Here is a 19,009-nt window from a genome sequence, read left to right as displayed (position 1 = left end):
AGGGGCGTAATAAGCTGCTGACCCGACGTGGGAGAGAACGGTAGACCCTAAGTAGTGATTGTAAGTGTATAGAAGGAGGTGTAGTAAGCAGCTCATCAGACGTGGGAAAGAACGGTAGACCCTAAGTAGTGAAGGTAAGTGTATAGAAGGAGGCGTAGTAAGCAGCTCATCCGACGTGGGAGAGTACGGTAGACCTAAGTAGTTAAGGTAAGTGTATAGAGGGAGGCATAGTAAGCAGCTCATCCGACGTGGGAAAGAAACAGTAGACTCTAAGTAGTGATTGTAAGTGTATAGAAGGAGGTGTAATAAGCAGCGTATCTGCAGCTCCTGATCGAGACCAAAGGAAAGGAAGGTTTCGGTAATAGGGATTCAGCCTCCGGACATGAGTAGGAGAGAAGAAGAGCGGGGAGTGGCATTGACAGACTATCGGACTCAAGCGCTCTTATTTGCAATATTTTCCTATTTTTGAGTTGCTATTGGACCCCATAGGCGTTATTTGTACAAAATAGACGCTATTGAGCACCATTTCTGCCCAATAGCGCCTCTCAGGTCCGATGATCTCTCTAAACAGGGATAAATTAACGAATAGCGGCATTTGAGTCCGAAAGATCAAGTAATTGTACCGCATATTACCAAAAAGGCATCTGTCACTCCTTAGAAGGAATGGCAGATGCCTTTTTTTGAATTTGTTTTAATGATTATACAATCGTAAAGCCAGCACTTGCATAACCAGTGACTGTATTTACAAGGGTGAGGCCTGTAGCAGTGGCTGAGAATACCATAAGCAGACGTGTCTGTGGTGTTACAGCAAAATTGATATCATTTGTAATTCCATTGACAAAAGTTCCTAGATTAATAGTACCTGTGATAGGTGGGAGCGCTACTAATGCCCCTGGAATAGCAGTAAATGTGTTATTTGGTGTGGCCGATTGGTACAACTGTGCTGTTACATTTATTGTAGTACCAAGCAGCGATAAAGCTATGGTATTACTGAAATAAGCAGCAAGGGATGTTATCACTCCTGCACGAGGAGTCGAGAATGCAAAGTTGATAAGCGGTCCAAGGAGAGTACCTGTTAAATCAACATTACCGCCAACAAGAGAAATGCCTGTGGCTGAACTTCCGAAGCCTACAAGGCTTGTTGTTCCCACCAAACCACCTAAAACCGTGGTCATAATAATAGGTCCTCCGGATGCCAGCGGAATAATTGCACCGTTACCGGTTGCACCAGTGACTCCGGTAATGCCAGTAGCTCCAACCGCGCCGGGATCACCCGTTGCACCCGTAGCTCCGGCAACGCCGACCGCACCGGGATCACCAGTCGCACCCGTTGCACCCGTAGCTCCGGCAACGCCGACCGCGCCGGGGTCGCCAGTCGCGCCCGTTGCACCAGCAGGGCCTGCCAAGCCTGCAGCGCCAGTCGAGCCAGTCGCTCCAGTTGCTCCTACGCCTGGACCTGCTGGTCCTTGCGCACCTGTTGGCCCTTGAATCCCCTGCACACCCTGTGGTCCTTGAGGTCCCATCGCGCCACCAGCGATTAACAAGTAATCTGGTGAACTCCCGGGTATTCCAGTAGGTCCAGAAACGGTAGCAATATAGGTGCTGCCATTGAAGGTTACTACTTGACCTGCTGGATAAGTAGGACTTTGTGCAGGATTAAAGATTACAATCCCTTGCAGCCCTACCCCTTGCGGCCCCTGAGGTCCTTGAAGTCCCGGTGTTCCTTGAGGGCCTTGAGGTCCTTGGGGGCCTGTGGAGCCCCCAGCAATTAATAAATAATCTGGTGAACTTCCAGGTGTTCCCGTTGGTCCCGCAACAGTAGCTATATAGGTACTGCCATTGAAGGTTACTACTTGACCGGCAGGATAAGTAGGGCTTAATGCAGGATTAAAAGCAACAATTCCTTGCAGCCCTGCCCCTGTAGTTCCCGTTGCTCCCGGAACCCCCTGAGATCCTTGCGGCCCCTGAGGTCCCTGTGGTCCCTGTGGCCCTTGAGGTCCAGTCACACCTTTAATAGGTAATCCAATTGCTTGTGTAATAGAAGCCTGAATATGTCTGATCTGAATAATCAGCTGATCTTTGCAATTAGGGTCAATCTTCGTGGCGAGAATAAAAGATAATAACTCAGCTAATAGCAGTTGAAGATTAGTGCCAACGCTTACGACTGAGAAGGGACTGACTTCGGTCGATACAATGGTTATCTCTACTACAGAAAGTAGCTCAGTTCTAAAAGGGCTGCATAACTTAGAAGTATGCAAGAATTCCAATAGCTCTCTTAACACTCTTTGGAGATTGACAATATGAAGTGTTGTGGGATTCGTAAGTACGGGGGGTACCACTGCAGAGAGATCAGTGACTATTTTTAATAGTGCGTTACACTCCCTCTTTCTAATAGGACTGCTGATCCTTCCATGCTTGTTTAGGATAGCATCGCCTTTAAATGGTCTGTAATCAGGCATATTTCTATATCTCCTCCTTGAACTTCTCCTGTTCATTCCTTTAAAAAATGGGAACCTGCCCAATCAGCATATTCTGAGAAGCGGAAGTTGTTACAATAATTGCCCTGAAAGCCGTTATTCCTGAAAGTCGTTATTAATGAAGCAATACAAAAAAAAGGCAGGCCACCGCTAATTACGGTAGTCTACCTTTTTAATAGATACGTTAAGTAGTCTCTCCTTTAATAAGAGTTACGTCTACAGTAGTGTTGTTGATTAGCTCTCCGTCAGCACTTTCGATCATTTGCAGGAGAGTATTGGTCAGCATGACCCCGATCCGATCACTAGGTTGCATAATGGTAGTCAATTTAGGACTCTGAAGCATGCGGGTAAAGCTGTGGTAATCATAACCGATGATTTTCAGTTGCTCGGGCACTCGAATGCCTTGCTGTTCAGCATAAATGTATAAAGCATAAGCCACAATATCATTACTGCAAAATACTCCATCATATTCTCGAAGTTGGGCTGGAGAGATATTTTCGGTGACAAAGGACCAAAAATAATCAAAGGTAAGCTTATTGTGCGCACCTTCGATAATATCGTAGGTTACACCATGTTTCATACTAGTGATGACAAAAGCATCCCGACGACGATTCGCTAGAATATCCAGATCTAGCGGGCCGGAGATATGTAGCAACCGTTTACAGCCCAGCTGTATCAAATGTTCGGTAGCTAGCTCACCACCGCGGTAATTATCCGATCCCACACAAGGAATGTTGGAGGAAATAAAACGGTCAAAAGAGACAATAGGGAAAGGGACCTTTTTATAGCTTTCAATATTCATGGTGTGGCTGCACATGATAATGCCATCTACTTGATTCTGGCGAAGCATGCTAATATAGTTGGCTTCTTTCTCAGGATCGTCAAGAGAATTGCATATTAGCAATTTATAGTTTTTTTCATTAGCACTCATTTCAACATACTTGATGAGATCGGAAAAGAAAGGGTGGTTCGAATCTGGAACAATAATCCCAATAAAAAAGGATTGATTCTTCTGTAAGGCTCTGGCGATTTGATTAGGATGATAATCTAAGGCGTCCATCGCTTGTTCAACTTTTTTACGCGTCTCTTTGCTGATATATCCCCGGTTGTTCATTACTCTGGACACGGTAGCTACAGCAACGCCCGCTTCCTTGGCAACATCTTTAATACTTGCCATACCCTCATCCCCGTTTCATAAAATGCTCTAATCTATATTCTACAACGTTTCTTGGATTGTTGACACTAATCAAGACTAACAATTGTAAAAGCATAGATTGTTTTTGATAGTTATAATAGGTATGTTATACGTTACCACAAAATATTTAGGTATAATATTAAATATCAATAATTTTGTCTATATTATATGAATATAATTATATGAAAACGTTTGACATATTATTTGCGCATCTATAAAATTGGTTTTGAATAAACGTTCATCTAGGGAGGAACAGGATTCTTAGGAGAACGCTTTCATTAAATTACATTAGTTTGATGATTTCTCAGACCTTATGAAGCAAGAGTGTATAAATTGAAATAGAAGGAGAACTCCAATATGCAGATTAAAAATGAAGCTATGCTTATCACTTACGCAGATAGCATGGGAAACAATTTAAAAGAACTAAACGAAGTACTGGATACACACTTGCAAGGAGTCGTGGGTGGGGTTCATTTATTGCCGTTTTACCCCTCTTCGGGCGACCGGGGATTTGCCCCGATGGATTACACCAAGGTTGACTCAGCTTTTGGCGACTGGGCGGAAATTGAACAGATGAGCCAGAAGTTCTACATGATGTATGATTTCATGATCAATCACATTTCACAGCAGTCTCCATACTTTCAAGATTTCCTTGAGAAGAAGGATGAATCGGAATATAAGGATTTATTCATTCGTTACAAGGATTTCTGGCCTAACGGTGAACCAACTGAGGTTGATGTGGATTTAATTTATAAACGTAAACCGCGGGCGCCATACGTAGAGGTTACTTTTAAAGATGGGACGAAGGAAAAGGTTTGGTGTACGTTTGATGAGCAGCAGATTGATCTGGACGTGACTACGGAAACTACGAAGAAATTCGTGAAAGACAATCTGACCTTTCTTGCTGATAAAGGAGCATCGATTATCCGGCTGGACGCTTTTGCCTATGCCAACAAAAAGATCGGTACCAACTGCTTTTTCGTAGAACCGGATATTTGGGAAATGTTGAATTTGTCTAAAGAAGTAGTAGCACCTTATGGCGTAACTGTTCTTCCGGAAATCCATGAGCATTACAGCATTCAATTGAAGATTGCAGACAAGGATTATTATGTCTATGATTTTGCCCTGCCAATGTTGGTATTACATGCTCTGTATAGTGGAAAAGTAAATCGGCTTGCGCATTGGCTGGAAATCTGTCCGAGAAAACAATTCACTACCCTGGATACGCATGACGGCATCGGCGTAGTGGATGTTAAGGACCTGATGACCGACGAAGAAGCTGAAATGACCAGAGAAAGCCTATATAGCCAAGGAGCGAATGTTAAGAAAAAATATAGCTCCGCCGCTTATAATAATCTGGATATTTATCAAATTAACTGCACTTATTATTCTGCACTTGGCAATGATGATCAGGCATATCTTTTGGCCAGAGCTATTCAGTGCTTCGCCCCTGGTATTCCACAGATTTATTATGTAGGTCTATTCGCTGGCGAGAATGATATTGAGCTGCTCGAAAGCACAAAAGAAGGACGCAATATTAACCGCCATTATTATTCTAAAGATGAAATTGCTGCTGAGGTACAACGTCCTGTTGTTCAAAAGCTGTTCGCATTGTTAAAATTCAGAAATAGCTGTCCAGCTTTTGATGGTGAGATCAAGATTGAACAAGGTAGTGAGAATGAGCTGAACATCACTTGGAAAAATGAGAACAGTGTGGCGAAGCTTGAAGCGAATCTGTTGACCAAAGAATACACCATTCTTGCAGGTGAGAATGAAGCAAATATTGCGAAGGTATTTTAATATTTCATATGATATCGATGGGTGTTCCAAAGGCTGGGTTAAAGGCTGCTGGAACACCCTTCTTTTTGGGGGATAGGTGATTCATGTTATGAACTGTTTTTGGTCCGTCTGAATTCTATTGGTGTAAGGCTGAAGTTGCGTTTGAACATCCGGTGGAGATAAGAACTGCTGGTGAAGCCAGTTACTTCAGCAATATCCGATACCGACAAATCACTCTCTACAAGCAGGCGGCAAACTTCCTTCATCCGTACCTCCATGATGACATCCACAATAGTGGTTAGGGTCTGCTGCTTATAAAGTCTGCTGACATAAATCGGAGACATATTAAGTTCATCAGCGATTTGGTTCAGACTTAGGCAAGGGTCCATGTAAGATTGCTGAATGGTTTGGTTGATTTGCCGGATTAGATCGCTTTGCTTGGAGCTACGCTTATCCGCTTGGAATTCCTGAATATGATCGAAAAGCTGGTAAAAAGCCGCTTCAAATTCTTCTATCGTTTCATAATGTTCAAGCGAAGGCATCACCATCATCCCTTCGGTGGAGGTAGGACTAAGCTTCTTGATGTTATCGACGATTCGTTTAATCGTTAGCGTCACCCTTGAAACAGTAAGTTCCAGCACATGATAGGGATATTGCTCCATTTCACGTACCATTTCGGAGAAGTGACTGCGGGCTTCGTCTGTTCTGCCACTTGTGAGCGCATCGACCAGCTTTTTCTCGCTGTCAGCCGGATAGGAGTAAAGATTGTTCTGAAGCTCGCTAATGCGCTCAGCATTGATCAAGCTGCCATGACCATAAAACAGTCTATGTTTGGAAGCTTCTCTGGCCTGACTGTACAGCCGGTTTAGTACATCTGGATTATCACTGATGGGGCTGTACACTAACGACAGTCCGATTTTTAGATAATCACAGCAGGCCACGCGGATCTGCCGCAGCAGCACTTCAATCAGCTCGGTATCCAGATGTTCAGTGGAGGTCATGCTGCTAAGCAACATGACCACGCTATCGTCATTCATATCTACAGTTTCCACCTGATAAGTCTGTCCACAGATCTCTGAGGCAATATTCATGATGGCAAACTTGTACGGAAGGAGATAAGAGCCTCGTTCCTTTCGCAGAGCTTCGTACTCATCAATGCGTAGTAATACTAGCCGGTAGCCCTCGTTTAAATTAAAAGAAATACCCAGCTGTTGAACATCATTTTGCCGGCTGTTATGAGGAGATTTAATACCAAGCACCAGATTGCGTAATGAATTCTGCCTGATCGTGAACATGCTGTTGCGTTTATCTGCCTCAAGGGTGTTCATTCGGCTTACGATCGAATCAATCGGCAGATAAAGCCGTTTGGACAGTACCCTAGAAATAACAAGACCGAACAATAAAATAATTAAAGAAATCAGAAGTGTAGTATTGCGGATATGATTGGTCTGTTCAGTAATTACCTCATAAGGAGTAATGCGCACATATTGCCAGCCAAGCGAATCGGGCGAAGTATAGGACACCAGTGATTTATTCCCTCTAAAAGGGGCAGTGAAATAGCCGGCAGAACGTGCTTTTACTTGATGCTCCAGCCAACTGTTTTCATCCCCGGAGAGCTTCTCCAGTGTCAGCTTATTTCCTGACAGAAAACGGCCTTGGTCATCTAAAATGTAGGTACTGCCACTACCGGGTGTATTGCCGTTAGCCAGTTCTTTATTGATCCAAGCCGCGGATATGTTAACAATAACCGCAGAGTTAATAGAGCGGTCCCAATTGATGGCATCATAGCAGAGGTAAGTATAGACTGAGATGGTTTTCTTCTCAGGTTCATTTACGGAATAGGTTCGCGGAATCGGCGTGAATGTTTTGTAATCCTGATAATGATTCAGCATCTGAATAATTTCAGTGTCCACCAGTTCGCGGGTGGTGAATACGCCATTCTGGCCCTGTGCTGCCGAAATATAAACCGTGTCATTATTCGGATTATATACATAGATGGATTCAATATAGGGCATGGAATTTAAGTAGTTTCCGAGATCGGACATCGCTGCGGTTACCTCATAAATAGAAGGCTTGTTGTAGAACAACAGATGAGAAATCGTGCTGGTTCGATACAGTTGAAATGAAAGCGTTTGCGCGACTTCAGCCATGTTGACTACTTTTTTGCCGGTCTGGGTCAGGTCCCTTAGATCGGAGCGGAAGGTCTGCGTCTTCTCGACACCGATGTAGTACGTATAGTAAACAAACGTAGAGATAAGAAGGGTTAACGATATGCACAGGGTTATGGTAGTGAGCAGCTTGCCATACAGTAGTCTTTTTCTCCGTAGATCATTATTCTTCATACCGTCCCCCCTGATCATCATATGACTTACTCGGACAAGACTCTGGATGAATTCATATTATGAAGTTCCTTTATTATAAGTCCCCAAGAGTGAACGGAACAGTGGAGCAACCTTATAATCCTGCATTTTTCCAATCTGAAGGGAGTGAACAAATTAAATATTCATGTACAAAACAGCCTTTTCTACAAGGATTATACGGGGTTAGCGAAGCTTGAGAAGCTCTGTGGGTCTCCGAAGACTTTTACATAAACATCCTGATTGTTCAGTTCCTGTTTCGCCAGTTTGTGCAGTAAGGCTTGTAAGCTTCACTTCTGTGTTCAGAAGAATCCCCCTATAGTGGAATTATGCAGTTTCTATATTAAGGGGAGTGAGAGATCTTGAGCCAAACCTCATCCAAAGGAATTTCAAACGTCGAACTTGGCATCCAGGCTGATGGTAGAGCACGCTTACGAACGACAAGAAAGAAGAAAGGATTGTTGTATGAGCTGGTGCACAATCGGGTAATGTTTCTGATGCTGCTGCCCACCTTGATCTTTTTTCTGGTGAATTCCTATTTTCCAATGGTAGGCATTTATTATGCGTTCACTCAATTCGACTTCAACAGCAGTATGTTCAATTCCAAGTTTGTCGGGTTGCAGAATTTCGAGTTCCTCTGGAGATCCGGTACGCTGGTGAAGCTCACGATGAACACGATAGGATACAATATTGCTTTTATTGTACTAGGGAATGTGCTGGCAATTGTCTGTGCGATCCTGCTGAGTGAGCTCAATGGAAAATGGTTTAAAAAGATTAGCCAATCGGTAATGTTTTTGCCTTACTTCGTATCTTTTGTAATTCTCAGTGTAATTGTCTACAACTTGTTTAATTATGACAGCGGTTTTTTGAATACAATGCTTACCCAATTTGGCCTTGATCCGGTCGACGTTTACAGTAAACCTTGGGCATGGATCTTTCTGATCATTATCTTTTATCTATGGAAAAATCTTGGCTACAGCATGGTGATTTATCTGGCGGCGATTACGGGGATTAGTGACGAATATTATGAAGCGGCCAAAATTGATGGCGCTAATATTTTCCAACGGATTTGGTATATAACGGTGCCGATGCTGAAATCAACCTTTGTGGTGCTGCTGCTCTTTGCGCTCGGCAGTATTATGAAGGGCCAGTTCGATCTTTTCTATCAATTAATAGGCAATAACGGGCTGCTCTACAATACGACGGATATCCTTGATACCTATGTATACCGTTCGCTTAAAGTAACCTTTGATGTGGGCATGGCAACGGCTGCCGGGGTTTATCAATCCTTGTTCGGCTTCGTCCTCATTATGACGGTCAACTATATTATCCGCAAAATAAACGATGACTACGCCCTGTTCTAGGAGGATAAGGAATGAAAATTCAAAAGGATAAATATACGCGAATGCTTCATTGGATTGCCTATGTGGTCATTATTGGCCTGTCGATCGCTTGCCTGCTGCCCTTTTTGCTAATTATCTCTGCGTCTTTGACCAGCAATGAGTCCATTATCCGCGATGGCTATCATCTGATTCCGGCACAGTTCTCACTGGAGGGCTACAAGACGGTATTCATCTTCCCGGATGAGGTGCTGCGGGCATATGCGGTCACAGTCAGCACAACTGCGATTGGAACGGTAATGGGACTTTTTTTCATGACTATGGCGGGTTATGTGTTGGCGCGTAAAGATTTCAAATATCGAAATAGCTTTTCCTTCTATATATACTTTACGACTTTGTTTGGGGGAGGACTTGTCCCGTGGTACATCATGATTACGAAATACCTCGGTCTGCTGGATTCCTATGCGGTACTGGTGCTTCCAGGTCTGATGACGCCATTTTTGATCATTTTAATGAAAAACTTCATCAAATCTGCAGTTCCTGAGGAATTATTCGATTCTGGCAAAATAGACGGGGCCGGTGATTTCCGTATTTACTGGCAGATTGTACTCAAGCTTTCCATGCCGGGCATCGCTACAGTCGGTTTGTTTCTGGCTTTGTATTACTGGAATGACTGGTTCACCTCTTCCCTGTTCATCAATGATACGCATAAATATCAGCTGCAGTTCTATCTGTACAATGTTATTAATTCAGCACAGTTTATCGCACAGATGGGGGCGGGAACCGGGGTGTCACTGGCTACGGAGGTCCCTGCTGAGTCTACCAAAATGGCGATGGCAATTGTCGTGACGGGACCTATTCTTTTTCTGTACCCGTTCGTTCAGCGTTATTTTGTCAAAGGCCTAACCATCGGCGCTGTGAAAGGTTAGAACCGCAACCTGCCCACTACCGGGTTAAGGTACAGTCGGCTAACATAGAAGCATAGTGAAAAGGGAGGATTCAGATGAATAAACAACGGGGCAAACGCATGTCTATTCTGCTTACGTCAGTATTGGGCTTGACGCTGCTGGCAGGCTGCGGGGGGAATTCTAATTCTGCAAACGGAGACAATTCGGCGGTAAAAGAGAGCAATAGCGGAGGAAACACAGCACAAAGTACGAACGCAGTTACTGAGGAGAAGACCGGACTGGACACTTCCAAAAAGGTAGAGCTGCAATTCTATATGCTAGGCGATGCGCCGAAGGATCTCTCAAGCATTGAAGCCGAAATTAACAAAATGGCTGAAGAGGATCTGAATGCAACCGTTAAATTCAATTATACAACCTGGACAGATTGGGATCAGAAATATAAGCTGCTGCTGTCGTCGGGCCAATCGATCGATTTGATCTTCACCGCGGACTGGACACAATATCAGGCTTATGCGAAAAAGGGAGCTTTTTTGGCTATAGATGATCTGCTGCCAAAAGCTGCCCCAGAACTCCAGCAATTCGTACCACAGGAAATGTGGGATGCCGTGAAGATTGATGGCAAGATTTACACCGTTCCTGCGACTTATAAGGAGTATGTAACGAATGGCTTCGTATGGCGTGAGGATCTGCGCAAGAAATACAATCTGCCTCAGCCGACAGATCTGGCTAGCTATGAAGCATACATGGAAGGAATCAAGAAAAATGAACCGCAGATGTCGCCGGCTTCTTTTAACAGTGATGTAAGAGGTAACATTCATGATGTATATTCAACACTTACCGCACAGGTCGGCAGTCCGCTGCCTTACGGTATTGGTATTAAGTACGATGATCCTTCAAAAGCTTATCTCTATTGGGGCTCGGAGGAACATAAAGAAGAGCTGCTGACGATGAGACGCTGGCAGGAAAACGGATTGATTTCCAAAAACGTCCTGAACTTGAAGGATACCATCCAGGCACCGATTATCGCGGGCAAGGCAGCAAGCATCTTCGGAGATAATCCGACTCGCTTCAACGATACGTTGATGAAGGTGAAAGCAGCACATCCGGATTGGGATCTAGGTTACTATCCTTATGGCAATACCATTGGTTATGCAACACCAGTTCATCCTATTCATAATGGTTTCGCCATTCCGAAGAGCAGCAAGAACCCTGAACGTGCGCTGGCCTTCTATGAAAAAATGGTCATGGATAAACGTTATAATCAGCTGACGCAATACGGTGTGGAAGGAAAGAACTATAAGATTGATGCGAACGGCTATTATGAACTTATTGGAGATGCTTCAACGAACGGTTTTACACGCGAGGGAATGAACGGCTGGGCATGGCGGAATCCGGAGTTCATGTTGTTTGATAAATCCTATGACGGCGTGAAGGAAATCTTCGCTGAGCTCGACAAAATTCAGAAGCCGGATATTTTCACGGGTTTTGCTGAGGATTATACCTCCTATCAGGCGGAAAAAGCAGCACTAGAGCAGGTGGAAAAGCAATACCTGTATCCATTGCAAGCTGGATTAGTAGAGGATGTTGATGCGGGTTTAGCCACCTTTATGGAAAAGGCTAAGCAAGCAGGCCTTGAGAAAATCCAGACCGAATATATCAAGCAATGGGACGCTTATGTGCAGGAGAAGGGTTTGAAATAATAAAAGTAGCAAGGGATGTTCCCTAAGCCAAATGGGGAGCATCCCTTTTTTTGTGTTTTTTAGAGTCTTCAGGATCTACGAAAAGCGTTGGCGGAATTCCCGCGGAGTGGTCCCTTCTATTCGAATAAAGCTGGAGCTGAAGTAAGGGGCCTGATTGAAGCCGACTTCCTCGGCTATACGGGCAATCGTGTAGCTGGTCTGCATCAGCAAAAGTTTACTTTGCTGAATTCGATAATGCAGCAGATATTCCATCGGCGCACAGCCGTATTCCTTCTTCATGCAACGAGCGATATATACAGGGTGAAAGCTTAGGCTTTCCCCTAGCTGCTGCGCAGTGATGTGCTCACGAAAATGGCTGCGTAAATAGGAGGCCGCTTGCTCTGCACATGTTTTGGAGGGCGAGGGGCGCTCATGGCTGAGGGAGGCGGATAACTGCTGAATAACCTCCTGAAACAACAGCTGCTGCTGAAATGGAGTATCGCTTAAATGGGAATTAGGCACAAGCTGATTCAGCTGTGAGAGCAGCTCTTCTATCTTGGACGGCTGCAGCAGAGTCGTATACTGAGGCAGGCGTAAGCTAAACGGCCGGATATCAAATTCGTCAGATTGCAGGGAGTTCTCTATTTTGACGTTGTCCTTCTCAAGCGCAGCAGCCGTATCCTCGGTCATATTCCATTCACCCACCGTTTGAAAATGCAGCCAATAATAAGAGGTGGATTCCTTGCAGCTGTCCGTACTGAAATGATGGCTGTCTGGACGAAGCAAGAGCGCCTGACCCGCTTTTACTTGAAAAGGGAGGCCGCCTTCACTCATATATAAACTGCCTTGTTTAACTACAAGCAAATCGAACACCCGGGTATTATGGCGGCTCATATGATAATGGCCGGGGGAGAAAGTATGGAATCCGCTTACAATGTAGTACAGCAACGGAGGAACGGTGAAGTTCAAGATGTTCATGTCAGAAGCTCCTTTTAGTGAGGTTGGAATAATGTAATAATTGGTTTGAAATCTGTACCATCATCCAAAGTATATCATCTATAATTTAGTCTGACCTAATGAATAAAGATGTTATTTTTTAGGCTAAGTCTGTAGGCATGGTTTACGAGGAGGGTTTGTATAGTGAAAAAAGAAAGACAGGGTTTTGGACTCTGGGTATTGGCTTGGCCTATATTTATAGAGGTATTTCTACAGACTCTGCTGGGTACGGTAGATACATTAATGGTCAGCCGTATCTCTGATGATGCAGTCGCCGTAGTCGGCATTTCCAATCAATTGTTCGGTGCATTGACCACGCTTTTTACAACATTTGCGGGTGGAGCGGGGATTTTGATCGCGCAGAGAATGGGCTCCAAACGTTTTGGTGAAGCGCGCACGATTGCTATTATGGGAGTATCGGTTAGCCTCGTGTTGGGGATTGTCGTGAGTATTGTGTTGTTTTTCTATGCGGGCCCTATTGGTGGGGTTCTAAATATAGCACCTGAGCTATTGTCACTTTCCAATGTCTATATCTCCTACGTCGGCGGTGGACTTTTTATGGTCGGGATGATCGCTTCCCTCGGTACCGCTATCCGTAACACAGGGAATACCAAAGGACCGATGTACACAGGGATTATAATCAACGTGATTCATATAATTCTGAACTATATTTTTATATTTGGTGTATTCGGTCTGCCACAGCTAGGCCTTGCGGGCATCGCGATCTCCAGTATTGTCAGTAGACTGGTCGGAGTGATTATTCTCTACTCCTTATTCCGGCGTTCTTTCGAGATCAAGGTTAGACTTAGAGATTTCCGCATATTCAATGGCAAGCTGTTCAAGCAAATTTTGAAGATTGCCTGGCCTCTCGGGATCAATTCTTCCTGTTGGGTATTCTCCCAGCTTATTGTATATTCCTTTCTGGCTGCACTTGGAGCCGAAGCGTTAGCAGCACGCACGTATCTTAATACCTTGGAGTCCTTTTGCTTCACACTTGGTTATGCTTTTGCGCTGGCGGGGCAGATACAGATTGCTCATTTATTTGGAGCAGGCAAATTGAAAGAAGCTTATCGCAGTGCGTATCGTACACTCTTTATTGGTTTGAGCATTGTGTCAGCTAACATGCTGTTACTATTCCTGTTCGGAAAACAGCTGCTCGGTTATTTCACATCTGATCCGAAGATTATTGCGATCGGGGTTTCTTTGTTAGCTCTAAATCTATTGCTCCAGCCCTCCAAAATGCTGAATATGGCCCTCGGCAACGCGCTGAATGCCATCGGGGATACGCGTTATACGATGTATACTTCCATCGTGTCTATGTCCCTAATTGGCGTGGGCTGCTCCTATTGGTTAGGAATCAGCGTCGGCTGGGGACTTATGGGTATCTATTGTTGTATGATAGCCGACGAATTGGTGAGAGGCTTGCTTGTCCTGGCGCGCTGGAGGGGGCGAAAGGTTCTCCGCCAAGCGGATATCGGCTTGAGTGAAGAGAATGCTTCACTACATGGAGCCGGGAAAAGAAGCACCTCGTTAACCACATAAGCGGGACTCTATAAGCCTAGCTTGATGGGCAATGGAGTGGTTTAAGAGTCGGTCGTTGTTTGTTGAGTAGTGTTTGTTGCGGCAGTAGGGCGGCTGCAGGAGAGCGGTAGTTGGGCGGTTGCGGGCGGCAGTAGGGTGGTTGCGGGTGGCAGTAGGGTGGTTAGGGGCGGTAGTAGGGTGCTCGCGGGCGGGTCGGTGTGCTTTCGGACTCAGCTGCAGCTATTTGCCGGTTTAGGGCCTTTTTTGGATAGTTTCGGACTGGAGAGGTGCTATTCCTCGTAAAATGGCTCATAATGGGGTCGTTTTGCACCCATAGTGACTCTGGAGTCCGATAGCTCATGAAAAGAGGCGTTTGTGCGGAAATAACGGCTCTGAGGTCCGAAAGCAACTTTGAAAGTCTAAGTAACATTAAGCAACTTGAGAAGCGCCGAGCACTCTAGGTAATGATGAGCACTTCAAGTAACAATGATCATCCCGATTAAACATAGAGCAACTCTGCGGCTTGAAAATTGATTAGTTTAGGGGCAGTAGGGCGGTTACGGGAGCTCTGGCGTGTGCCTTCGGACTCAGTTGCAGCTATTTGCCGGTTTAGGGCCTTTTTTGGATAGTTTCGGACTGGAGGGGCGCTATTCCTCGTAAATTGGCTCATAATGGGGTGATTTTGAGGCAATAGTGACTCTGGAGTCCGATAGCTCATGAAAAGAGGCGTTTGTGCGGAAATAACGGCTCTGAGGTCCGAAAGCAACTTTGAAAGTCTAAGTAACACCGTGCACCCAAGCAACATTAAGCAGTTCAAGTAACATTAAGCATCTTGAGTAACGTCGAGCACTCTAGGTAATGATGAGCACTTCAAGTAACAATGATCATCCCGATTAAACAAGAGCAACTCTGCGGCTCGAAAATTGATTAGTTTAGGGGCAGTAGGGCGGTTACGGGAGCTCTGGCGTTGTGCTTTCGGACTCAGCTGCAGCTATTTGCCGGTTTAGGTCCTTTTTTGGATAGTTTCGGACTGGAGAGGCGCTAATCCTCGTAAGTTGGCTCATAATGGGGTGATTTTGCGGCAATAGTGACTCTGGAGTCCGATAGCTCATGAAAAGAGGTGTTTGTGGGGAAATAACGGCTCTGGAGTCCGAAAGCGACTTTGAAAGTCCAAGTAACACCGTGCACCCAAGCGACAGCGATCACTCCAAGTAACAATGAGCACTTCAAGTAACATTAAGCATCCCGAGTAACGTCGAGCACTTCAAGTAACATTAAGCATCCCGAGTAACGTCGAGCACTTCAAGTAACATTAAGCATCCCGAGTAACGTCGAGCACTTCAAGTAATATTGAGCATCCCGAGTAACGTCGAGCACTCCAAGTAACAATGAGCATCTTGAGTAACAATAGGCACTCCAAGTAACATTGAGCATCGTATGAACAACTAGCGTTCGAAGTAACATTACGTGTGCTGTTTTTATGAAAGAGGTTACCTCATGAGTAGAAATGATTACTTCTGTGAGGGCCTCTTTTTTATGCGCGTATAAAGTTTAAGTTTGACGGTTCTCAAATTTGATTATTCATTCATATAGAGTTTGATTCTATGATATAAATGAGTTAGCCTTTATAGAATGGGTAGCCGTTATATAAATACATGTTACTGAAGGGTTTGAGGGAAATGTTGTTGTCAAAATGGAGAGGGTTTTCGTTACTAGGGCTGCTCTTAATGCTTGTACTATTATCAGGCTGTTCTAAAGGCACTGCTCATGTCACAGTGAATAAGAACGGAAGCGTAGATATTGCAGTGAACATGAAAGTGAATTCGCGTGCAGAAGCGTTGATTAGCGGAAAAATGGAAGATGCTCTGGTAAACAAACTTAAGGATCAGGGGATTGAGCTAGAGAAAAGCCAAGATGGAAAATCTACAGTCTATGAATTCGTGAAATCTTATGCCTCTTTTGAGGATATGAAAGCACTTTCTGGTGACTTGGATATTGTGGACCTGAAATTAGATACCAAAGATAATTGGTTTTATACCAAATATGACGTTGAGGCGAAGCCCAAATTAAATAGCTACATAGACACCATAATGGATAATATGGGATCGCTCAGTTTATCGAAGCCGATTATTCGGGCTTTTTTGCAAAACATGGCTTTCGACTTTAAATTAACGTTACCTGTGGATCTATATGGAGACAATAATGCAAATGTGGAGGACGGCAGAACCCTTACTTGGAATGTTACACTAGCGGATACAGAGCCAATTCAAATGCAGGTTTATGTGCCTAATGTATGGAATATCGTGATTGTGCTTATCATTTTAGTGGTGGTTATTGCAACTGCGATTATATTGTTCGTCAGAAAAAGAAAGCAGCGTAATAGGAAACGTTTCTAAGTGGGTTCGTAAGGTTTCGGAAGTGCCGGGAAGCTAGGATGCTTTACCGGCCTTCTTTGCTTTTTAGCAGGCACAGAGTTATAATTAGTACCAAGTACTAATATCAGATACTAATTGAAGAGGTGATTGGAATGACAGGTGCAAAAATTACCGCTATCGGAACCTATGTCCCAGCCAAAAGACTGACTAATGCCGATCTGGAGCAGATCGTAGATACAAATAATGAATGGATTGTGCAACGGACCGGAATCCGTGAGCGCCGAATTAGTCGGCAGGATGAGTATACAAGTGATTTATGTGCAGCAGCTGTGCAGGATCTTATGACTCGTTATGGAAAAAGCGTTCAGGATGTCGATATGGTCCTGGTAGCTACGAGTACACCTGACTTTTCCTTTCCCTCAGTAGCTTCTTTGATTCAAAATCGTTTTAACATTCCGCAGACTGCTGGTGCTATGGATTTGAGTGCAGCATGCGCAGGTTTTGTCTATGCACTGCATACTGCTCACAGTTATGTGGCTTCAGGAATGCATCGCAAGGTACTGGTTATTGGTGCGGATACGATCTCCAAGATTACGGATTATACTGACCGCAGTACATGTATTCTTTTTGGGGATGGCGCTGGAGCAGTGCTTGTGGAAAGTGATGAGCAGACGACGGGATTTTTAGGCTTCCAGCTGGCAAGTGATGGCGGTGGGGCACATCATGTTTACCGTACGGGGCTTGCCCATACTGTAAACAATATTGAGCTGGTAGATACACAAATGCTGGTACAGAACGGACGAGAAGTGTTTCGCTGGGCGGTCAGAACGGTTCCTTTAGGTGTGCAACAGCTGCTTGAAAAAGCGGAGGTAGGTCTGGAGGAAGTAGACTGGTTTATTCCCCACAGCGCTAATATGCGAATGATTGAGCCAATATGCGAGCGATTAAATTATCCGCTGGAGCAGGTGCTGCACAGTCTTGTGAATTTCGGGAATACTTCGGCTGCCACGATTCCTTTAGCACTTGATTTGGGCATCCGCGAGGGCAAGGTACAAAATGGACAAAAGATCCTGATGTATGGTTTTGGTGCCGGATTAACCCAGGCAGGACAATTGATTGAGTTGAATTTGGATCATCAGGTAGGGATACCTACTCCATATTAAGAGGTGGAGTTCGACCAGCTAGAGACCAATGAAGATAGATAACGAAACATTTTCGATAATCAATAAAAAGACAACGCCGTTTGCGGAAACCCGCTTACATAAGCCGTTGTCTTTTTTTGTTGATTAACTAAGTATTTAATTGACTGCCACAGGATTCACGCACAATAAGCACAGGCTCCACTACAAATGATCCACCGCCAGACTGATTGTTAATCAAGTCATAGAGCATATGGGCAGCGAGGATGCCAAGCCGTTCTTTGTTCTGGCGGATGGTCGACAGTTTTGGACTGGTATATTTACAGGCTTCAATGTCGTCACATCCGATAATGGCAATATCTTCAGGAACGCTGAGACCGTGTTCTTTCAAAGCCCGGATGGCTCCCAGAGCCAGCAAATCAGAAGCCGCAAAAATGGCTTTTGGTAAATTTCCGGCTTGAATTAATTGCTGCATAGCCGTATAACCGCTGGGCTCAAAGAAATCGTCGCCATGAACAAACCACTGACGGTTCAAAGTGAGGCCGAAGCTTTCAATAGCTTTGACATATCCGGATTCCCGCAGGTTAGAAATATCTGAATCCGCTGCACTTCCGATAAATCCAAGTTCTCTATAGCCAAGCAGATAAAAATGCTCCACGACCTTGGAAGAAACCTGAAAGTTATCTGACATCACAAAGCCGGATTTTTTGCCCTTTAGCTCAAGGTCGACCCCGATACAAGGAATACTGCTCATATCCAGATCGCGGATGGTAGGCTCCATCTTTTGTCCGGAAATAATGACACATCCATCCACATTAAAATGAACAGATCGAGCGAAATAATCGCCGCTGCTGATGAATTTCTCGTTGGAAAAGAAAATGAGATCGTAGCCCAGAACGCCCATCTGCTTTTTAAAAGAATTTAGCACTTCTACGAAAAAGGGATGTGTAAATTCGACATTAAGCTCGCCAGCAAAAATAACCCCGATCAGATTCGACTTCTTAGTTGCGAGTGTCTTGGCGGAGTTGGAAGGTGAATATCCGGTTTGTTCGATGATTTCCAAAACTCTTTGCTTGGTCTTTTCGGAAACATCACTGTAATTGTTCATAATTTTCGAAACAGTCGAGACAGAAACGCCGGCCATTTCGGCAATCATTTTGATATTCATAGTTAATAATGCCACCCTCCGCTAAATCGTTGAAATTTGAGAAAAAGACTGTTCTAGAGCGGTTATTTGCGAGTT

General features: G+C 44.5%; 12 protein-coding genes. 7 read left to right on the top strand and 5 right to left on the bottom strand.

Annotation, left to right across the window (positions count from 1 at the left end):
- Positions 1-698 precede the first annotated feature (698 nt).
- Positions 699-2,459, bottom strand: a complete 1,761-nt coding sequence (locus MKZ16_RS27665; protein WP_076104892.1) for an exosporium glycoprotein BclB-related protein — start codon at positions 2,457-2,459, stop codon at positions 699-701.
- Between the two features lie 202 nt (positions 2,460-2,661).
- Positions 2,662-3,654, bottom strand: coding sequence for a LacI family DNA-binding transcriptional regulator (locus MKZ16_RS27660; RefSeq protein ID WP_036685385.1), 993 nt, complete (start codon positions 3,652-3,654; stop codon positions 2,662-2,664).
- A 375-nt stretch (positions 3,655-4,029) separates the two neighbouring features.
- On the opposite strand from MKZ16_RS27660, the gene gtfA reads away from it, so the two are divergent.
- Entirely contained in the window at positions 4,030-5,472 is a 1,443-nt protein-coding gene (gtfA, locus tag MKZ16_RS27655; protein WP_076104893.1) for a sucrose phosphorylase, read from the top strand.
- Positions 5,473-5,558: 86 nt separating this feature from the next.
- Here gtfA and MKZ16_RS27650 read toward each other — a convergent pair whose 3' ends face one another.
- The gene (locus MKZ16_RS27650; RefSeq protein WP_076104894.1) at positions 5,559-7,793 is read right to left on the bottom strand and encodes an AraC family transcriptional regulator; all 2,235 of its coding nucleotides are present in this window, start codon (positions 7,791-7,793) and stop codon (positions 5,559-5,561) included.
- Positions 7,794-8,296: 503 nt separating this feature from the next.
- On the opposite strand from MKZ16_RS27650, the gene MKZ16_RS27645 reads away from it, so the two are divergent.
- The 3 genes from MKZ16_RS27645 (at position 8,297) to MKZ16_RS27635 (ending at position 11,756) form a co-directional block, all read left to right on the top strand.
- Positions 8,297-9,172, top strand: a complete 876-nt coding sequence (locus tag MKZ16_RS27645) for an ABC transporter permease subunit (protein WP_094903677.1) — start codon at positions 8,297-8,299, stop codon at positions 9,170-9,172.
- Positions 9,173-9,183: 11 nt separating this feature from the next.
- The gene (locus MKZ16_RS27640; protein ID WP_036685379.1) at positions 9,184-10,077 is read left to right on the top strand and encodes a carbohydrate ABC transporter permease; all 894 of its coding nucleotides are present in this window, start codon (positions 9,184-9,186) and stop codon (positions 10,075-10,077) included.
- A gap of 68 nt (positions 10,078-10,145) precedes the next feature.
- Positions 10,146-11,756: an extracellular solute-binding protein gene (locus tag MKZ16_RS27635; protein ID WP_143758575.1), complete on the top strand. Its 1,611-nt coding sequence runs from the start codon at positions 10,146-10,148 to the stop codon at positions 11,754-11,756.
- Between the two features lie 75 nt (positions 11,757-11,831).
- Here MKZ16_RS27635 and MKZ16_RS27630 read toward each other — a convergent pair whose 3' ends face one another.
- Positions 11,832-12,713 carry an AraC family transcriptional regulator gene (locus MKZ16_RS27630; RefSeq protein WP_076104896.1) on the bottom strand — a complete coding sequence of 294 codons (882 nt, stop codon included), beginning with the start codon at positions 12,711-12,713 and terminating at the stop codon, positions 11,832-11,834.
- Between the two features lie 159 nt (positions 12,714-12,872).
- Between MKZ16_RS27630 and MKZ16_RS27625 the strand changes: the two genes are divergently transcribed.
- From MKZ16_RS27625 to MKZ16_RS27615, 3 genes are all read left to right on the top strand, one after another.
- The gene (locus tag MKZ16_RS27625) at positions 12,873-14,273 is read left to right on the top strand and encodes an MATE family efflux transporter (protein ID WP_076104897.1); all 1,401 of its coding nucleotides are present in this window, start codon (positions 12,873-12,875) and stop codon (positions 14,271-14,273) included.
- A 1,706-nt stretch (positions 14,274-15,979) separates the two neighbouring features.
- Entirely contained in the window at positions 15,980-16,648 is a 669-nt protein-coding gene (locus tag MKZ16_RS27620) for a DUF3153 domain-containing protein (protein ID WP_051491378.1), read from the top strand.
- Between the two features lie 131 nt (positions 16,649-16,779).
- The gene (locus tag MKZ16_RS27615) at positions 16,780-17,790 is read left to right on the top strand and encodes a ketoacyl-ACP synthase III (RefSeq protein WP_036685367.1); all 1,011 of its coding nucleotides are present in this window, start codon (positions 16,780-16,782) and stop codon (positions 17,788-17,790) included.
- A gap of 127 nt (positions 17,791-17,917) precedes the next feature.
- Here the strand turns inward: MKZ16_RS27615 and MKZ16_RS27610 are convergent, their stop codons facing one another.
- Positions 17,918-18,934 carry a LacI family DNA-binding transcriptional regulator gene (locus tag MKZ16_RS27610; protein WP_036685366.1) on the bottom strand — a complete coding sequence of 339 codons (1,017 nt, stop codon included), beginning with the start codon at positions 18,932-18,934 and terminating at the stop codon, positions 17,918-17,920.
- Between the last annotated feature and the right edge of the window lie 75 nt (positions 18,935-19,009).

It is taken from the genome of Paenibacillus sp. FSL R5-0928 (assembly GCF_037970385.1).
Lineage (GTDB): Bacteria > Bacillota > Bacilli > Paenibacillales > Paenibacillaceae > Paenibacillus_AQ > Paenibacillus_AQ odorifer.
The sequence above is the reverse complement of the archived record's forward strand: the minus strand, read 5'-3'. Positions and strand labels throughout refer to the sequence as shown.

Bases quoted from the DNA above. Each gene is read 5' to 3' on its own strand.
- MKZ16_RS27650 (WP_076104894.1), bottom strand. From the start codon at position 7,793: ATGAAGAATAATGATCTACGGAGAAAAAGACTACTGTATGGCAAGCTG.
- MKZ16_RS27665 (WP_076104892.1), bottom strand. From the start codon at position 2,459: ATGCCTGATTACAGACCATTTAAAGGCGATGCTATCCTAAACAAGCAT.
- MKZ16_RS27645 (WP_094903677.1), top strand. From the start codon at position 8,297: ATGTTTCTGATGCTGCTGCCCACCTTGATCTTTTTTCTGGTGAATTCC.
- gtfA (WP_076104893.1), top strand. From the start codon at position 4,030: ATGCAGATTAAAAATGAAGCTATGCTTATCACTTACGCAGATAGCATG.
- MKZ16_RS27630 (WP_076104896.1), bottom strand. From the start codon at position 12,713: ATGAACATCTTGAACTTCACCGTTCCTCCGTTGCTGTACTACATTGTA.
- MKZ16_RS27640 (WP_036685379.1), top strand. From the start codon at position 9,184: ATGAAAATTCAAAAGGATAAATATACGCGAATGCTTCATTGGATTGCC.
- MKZ16_RS27660 (WP_036685385.1), bottom strand. From the start codon at position 3,654: ATGGCAAGTATTAAAGATGTTGCCAAGGAAGCGGGCGTTGCTGTAGCT.
- MKZ16_RS27620 (WP_051491378.1), top strand. From the start codon at position 15,980: ATGCTTGTACTATTATCAGGCTGTTCTAAAGGCACTGCTCATGTCACA.
- MKZ16_RS27610 (WP_036685366.1), bottom strand. From the start codon at position 18,934: ATGAATATCAAAATGATTGCCGAAATGGCCGGCGTTTCTGTCTCGACT.
- MKZ16_RS27615 (WP_036685367.1), top strand. From the start codon at position 16,780: ATGACAGGTGCAAAAATTACCGCTATCGGAACCTATGTCCCAGCCAAA.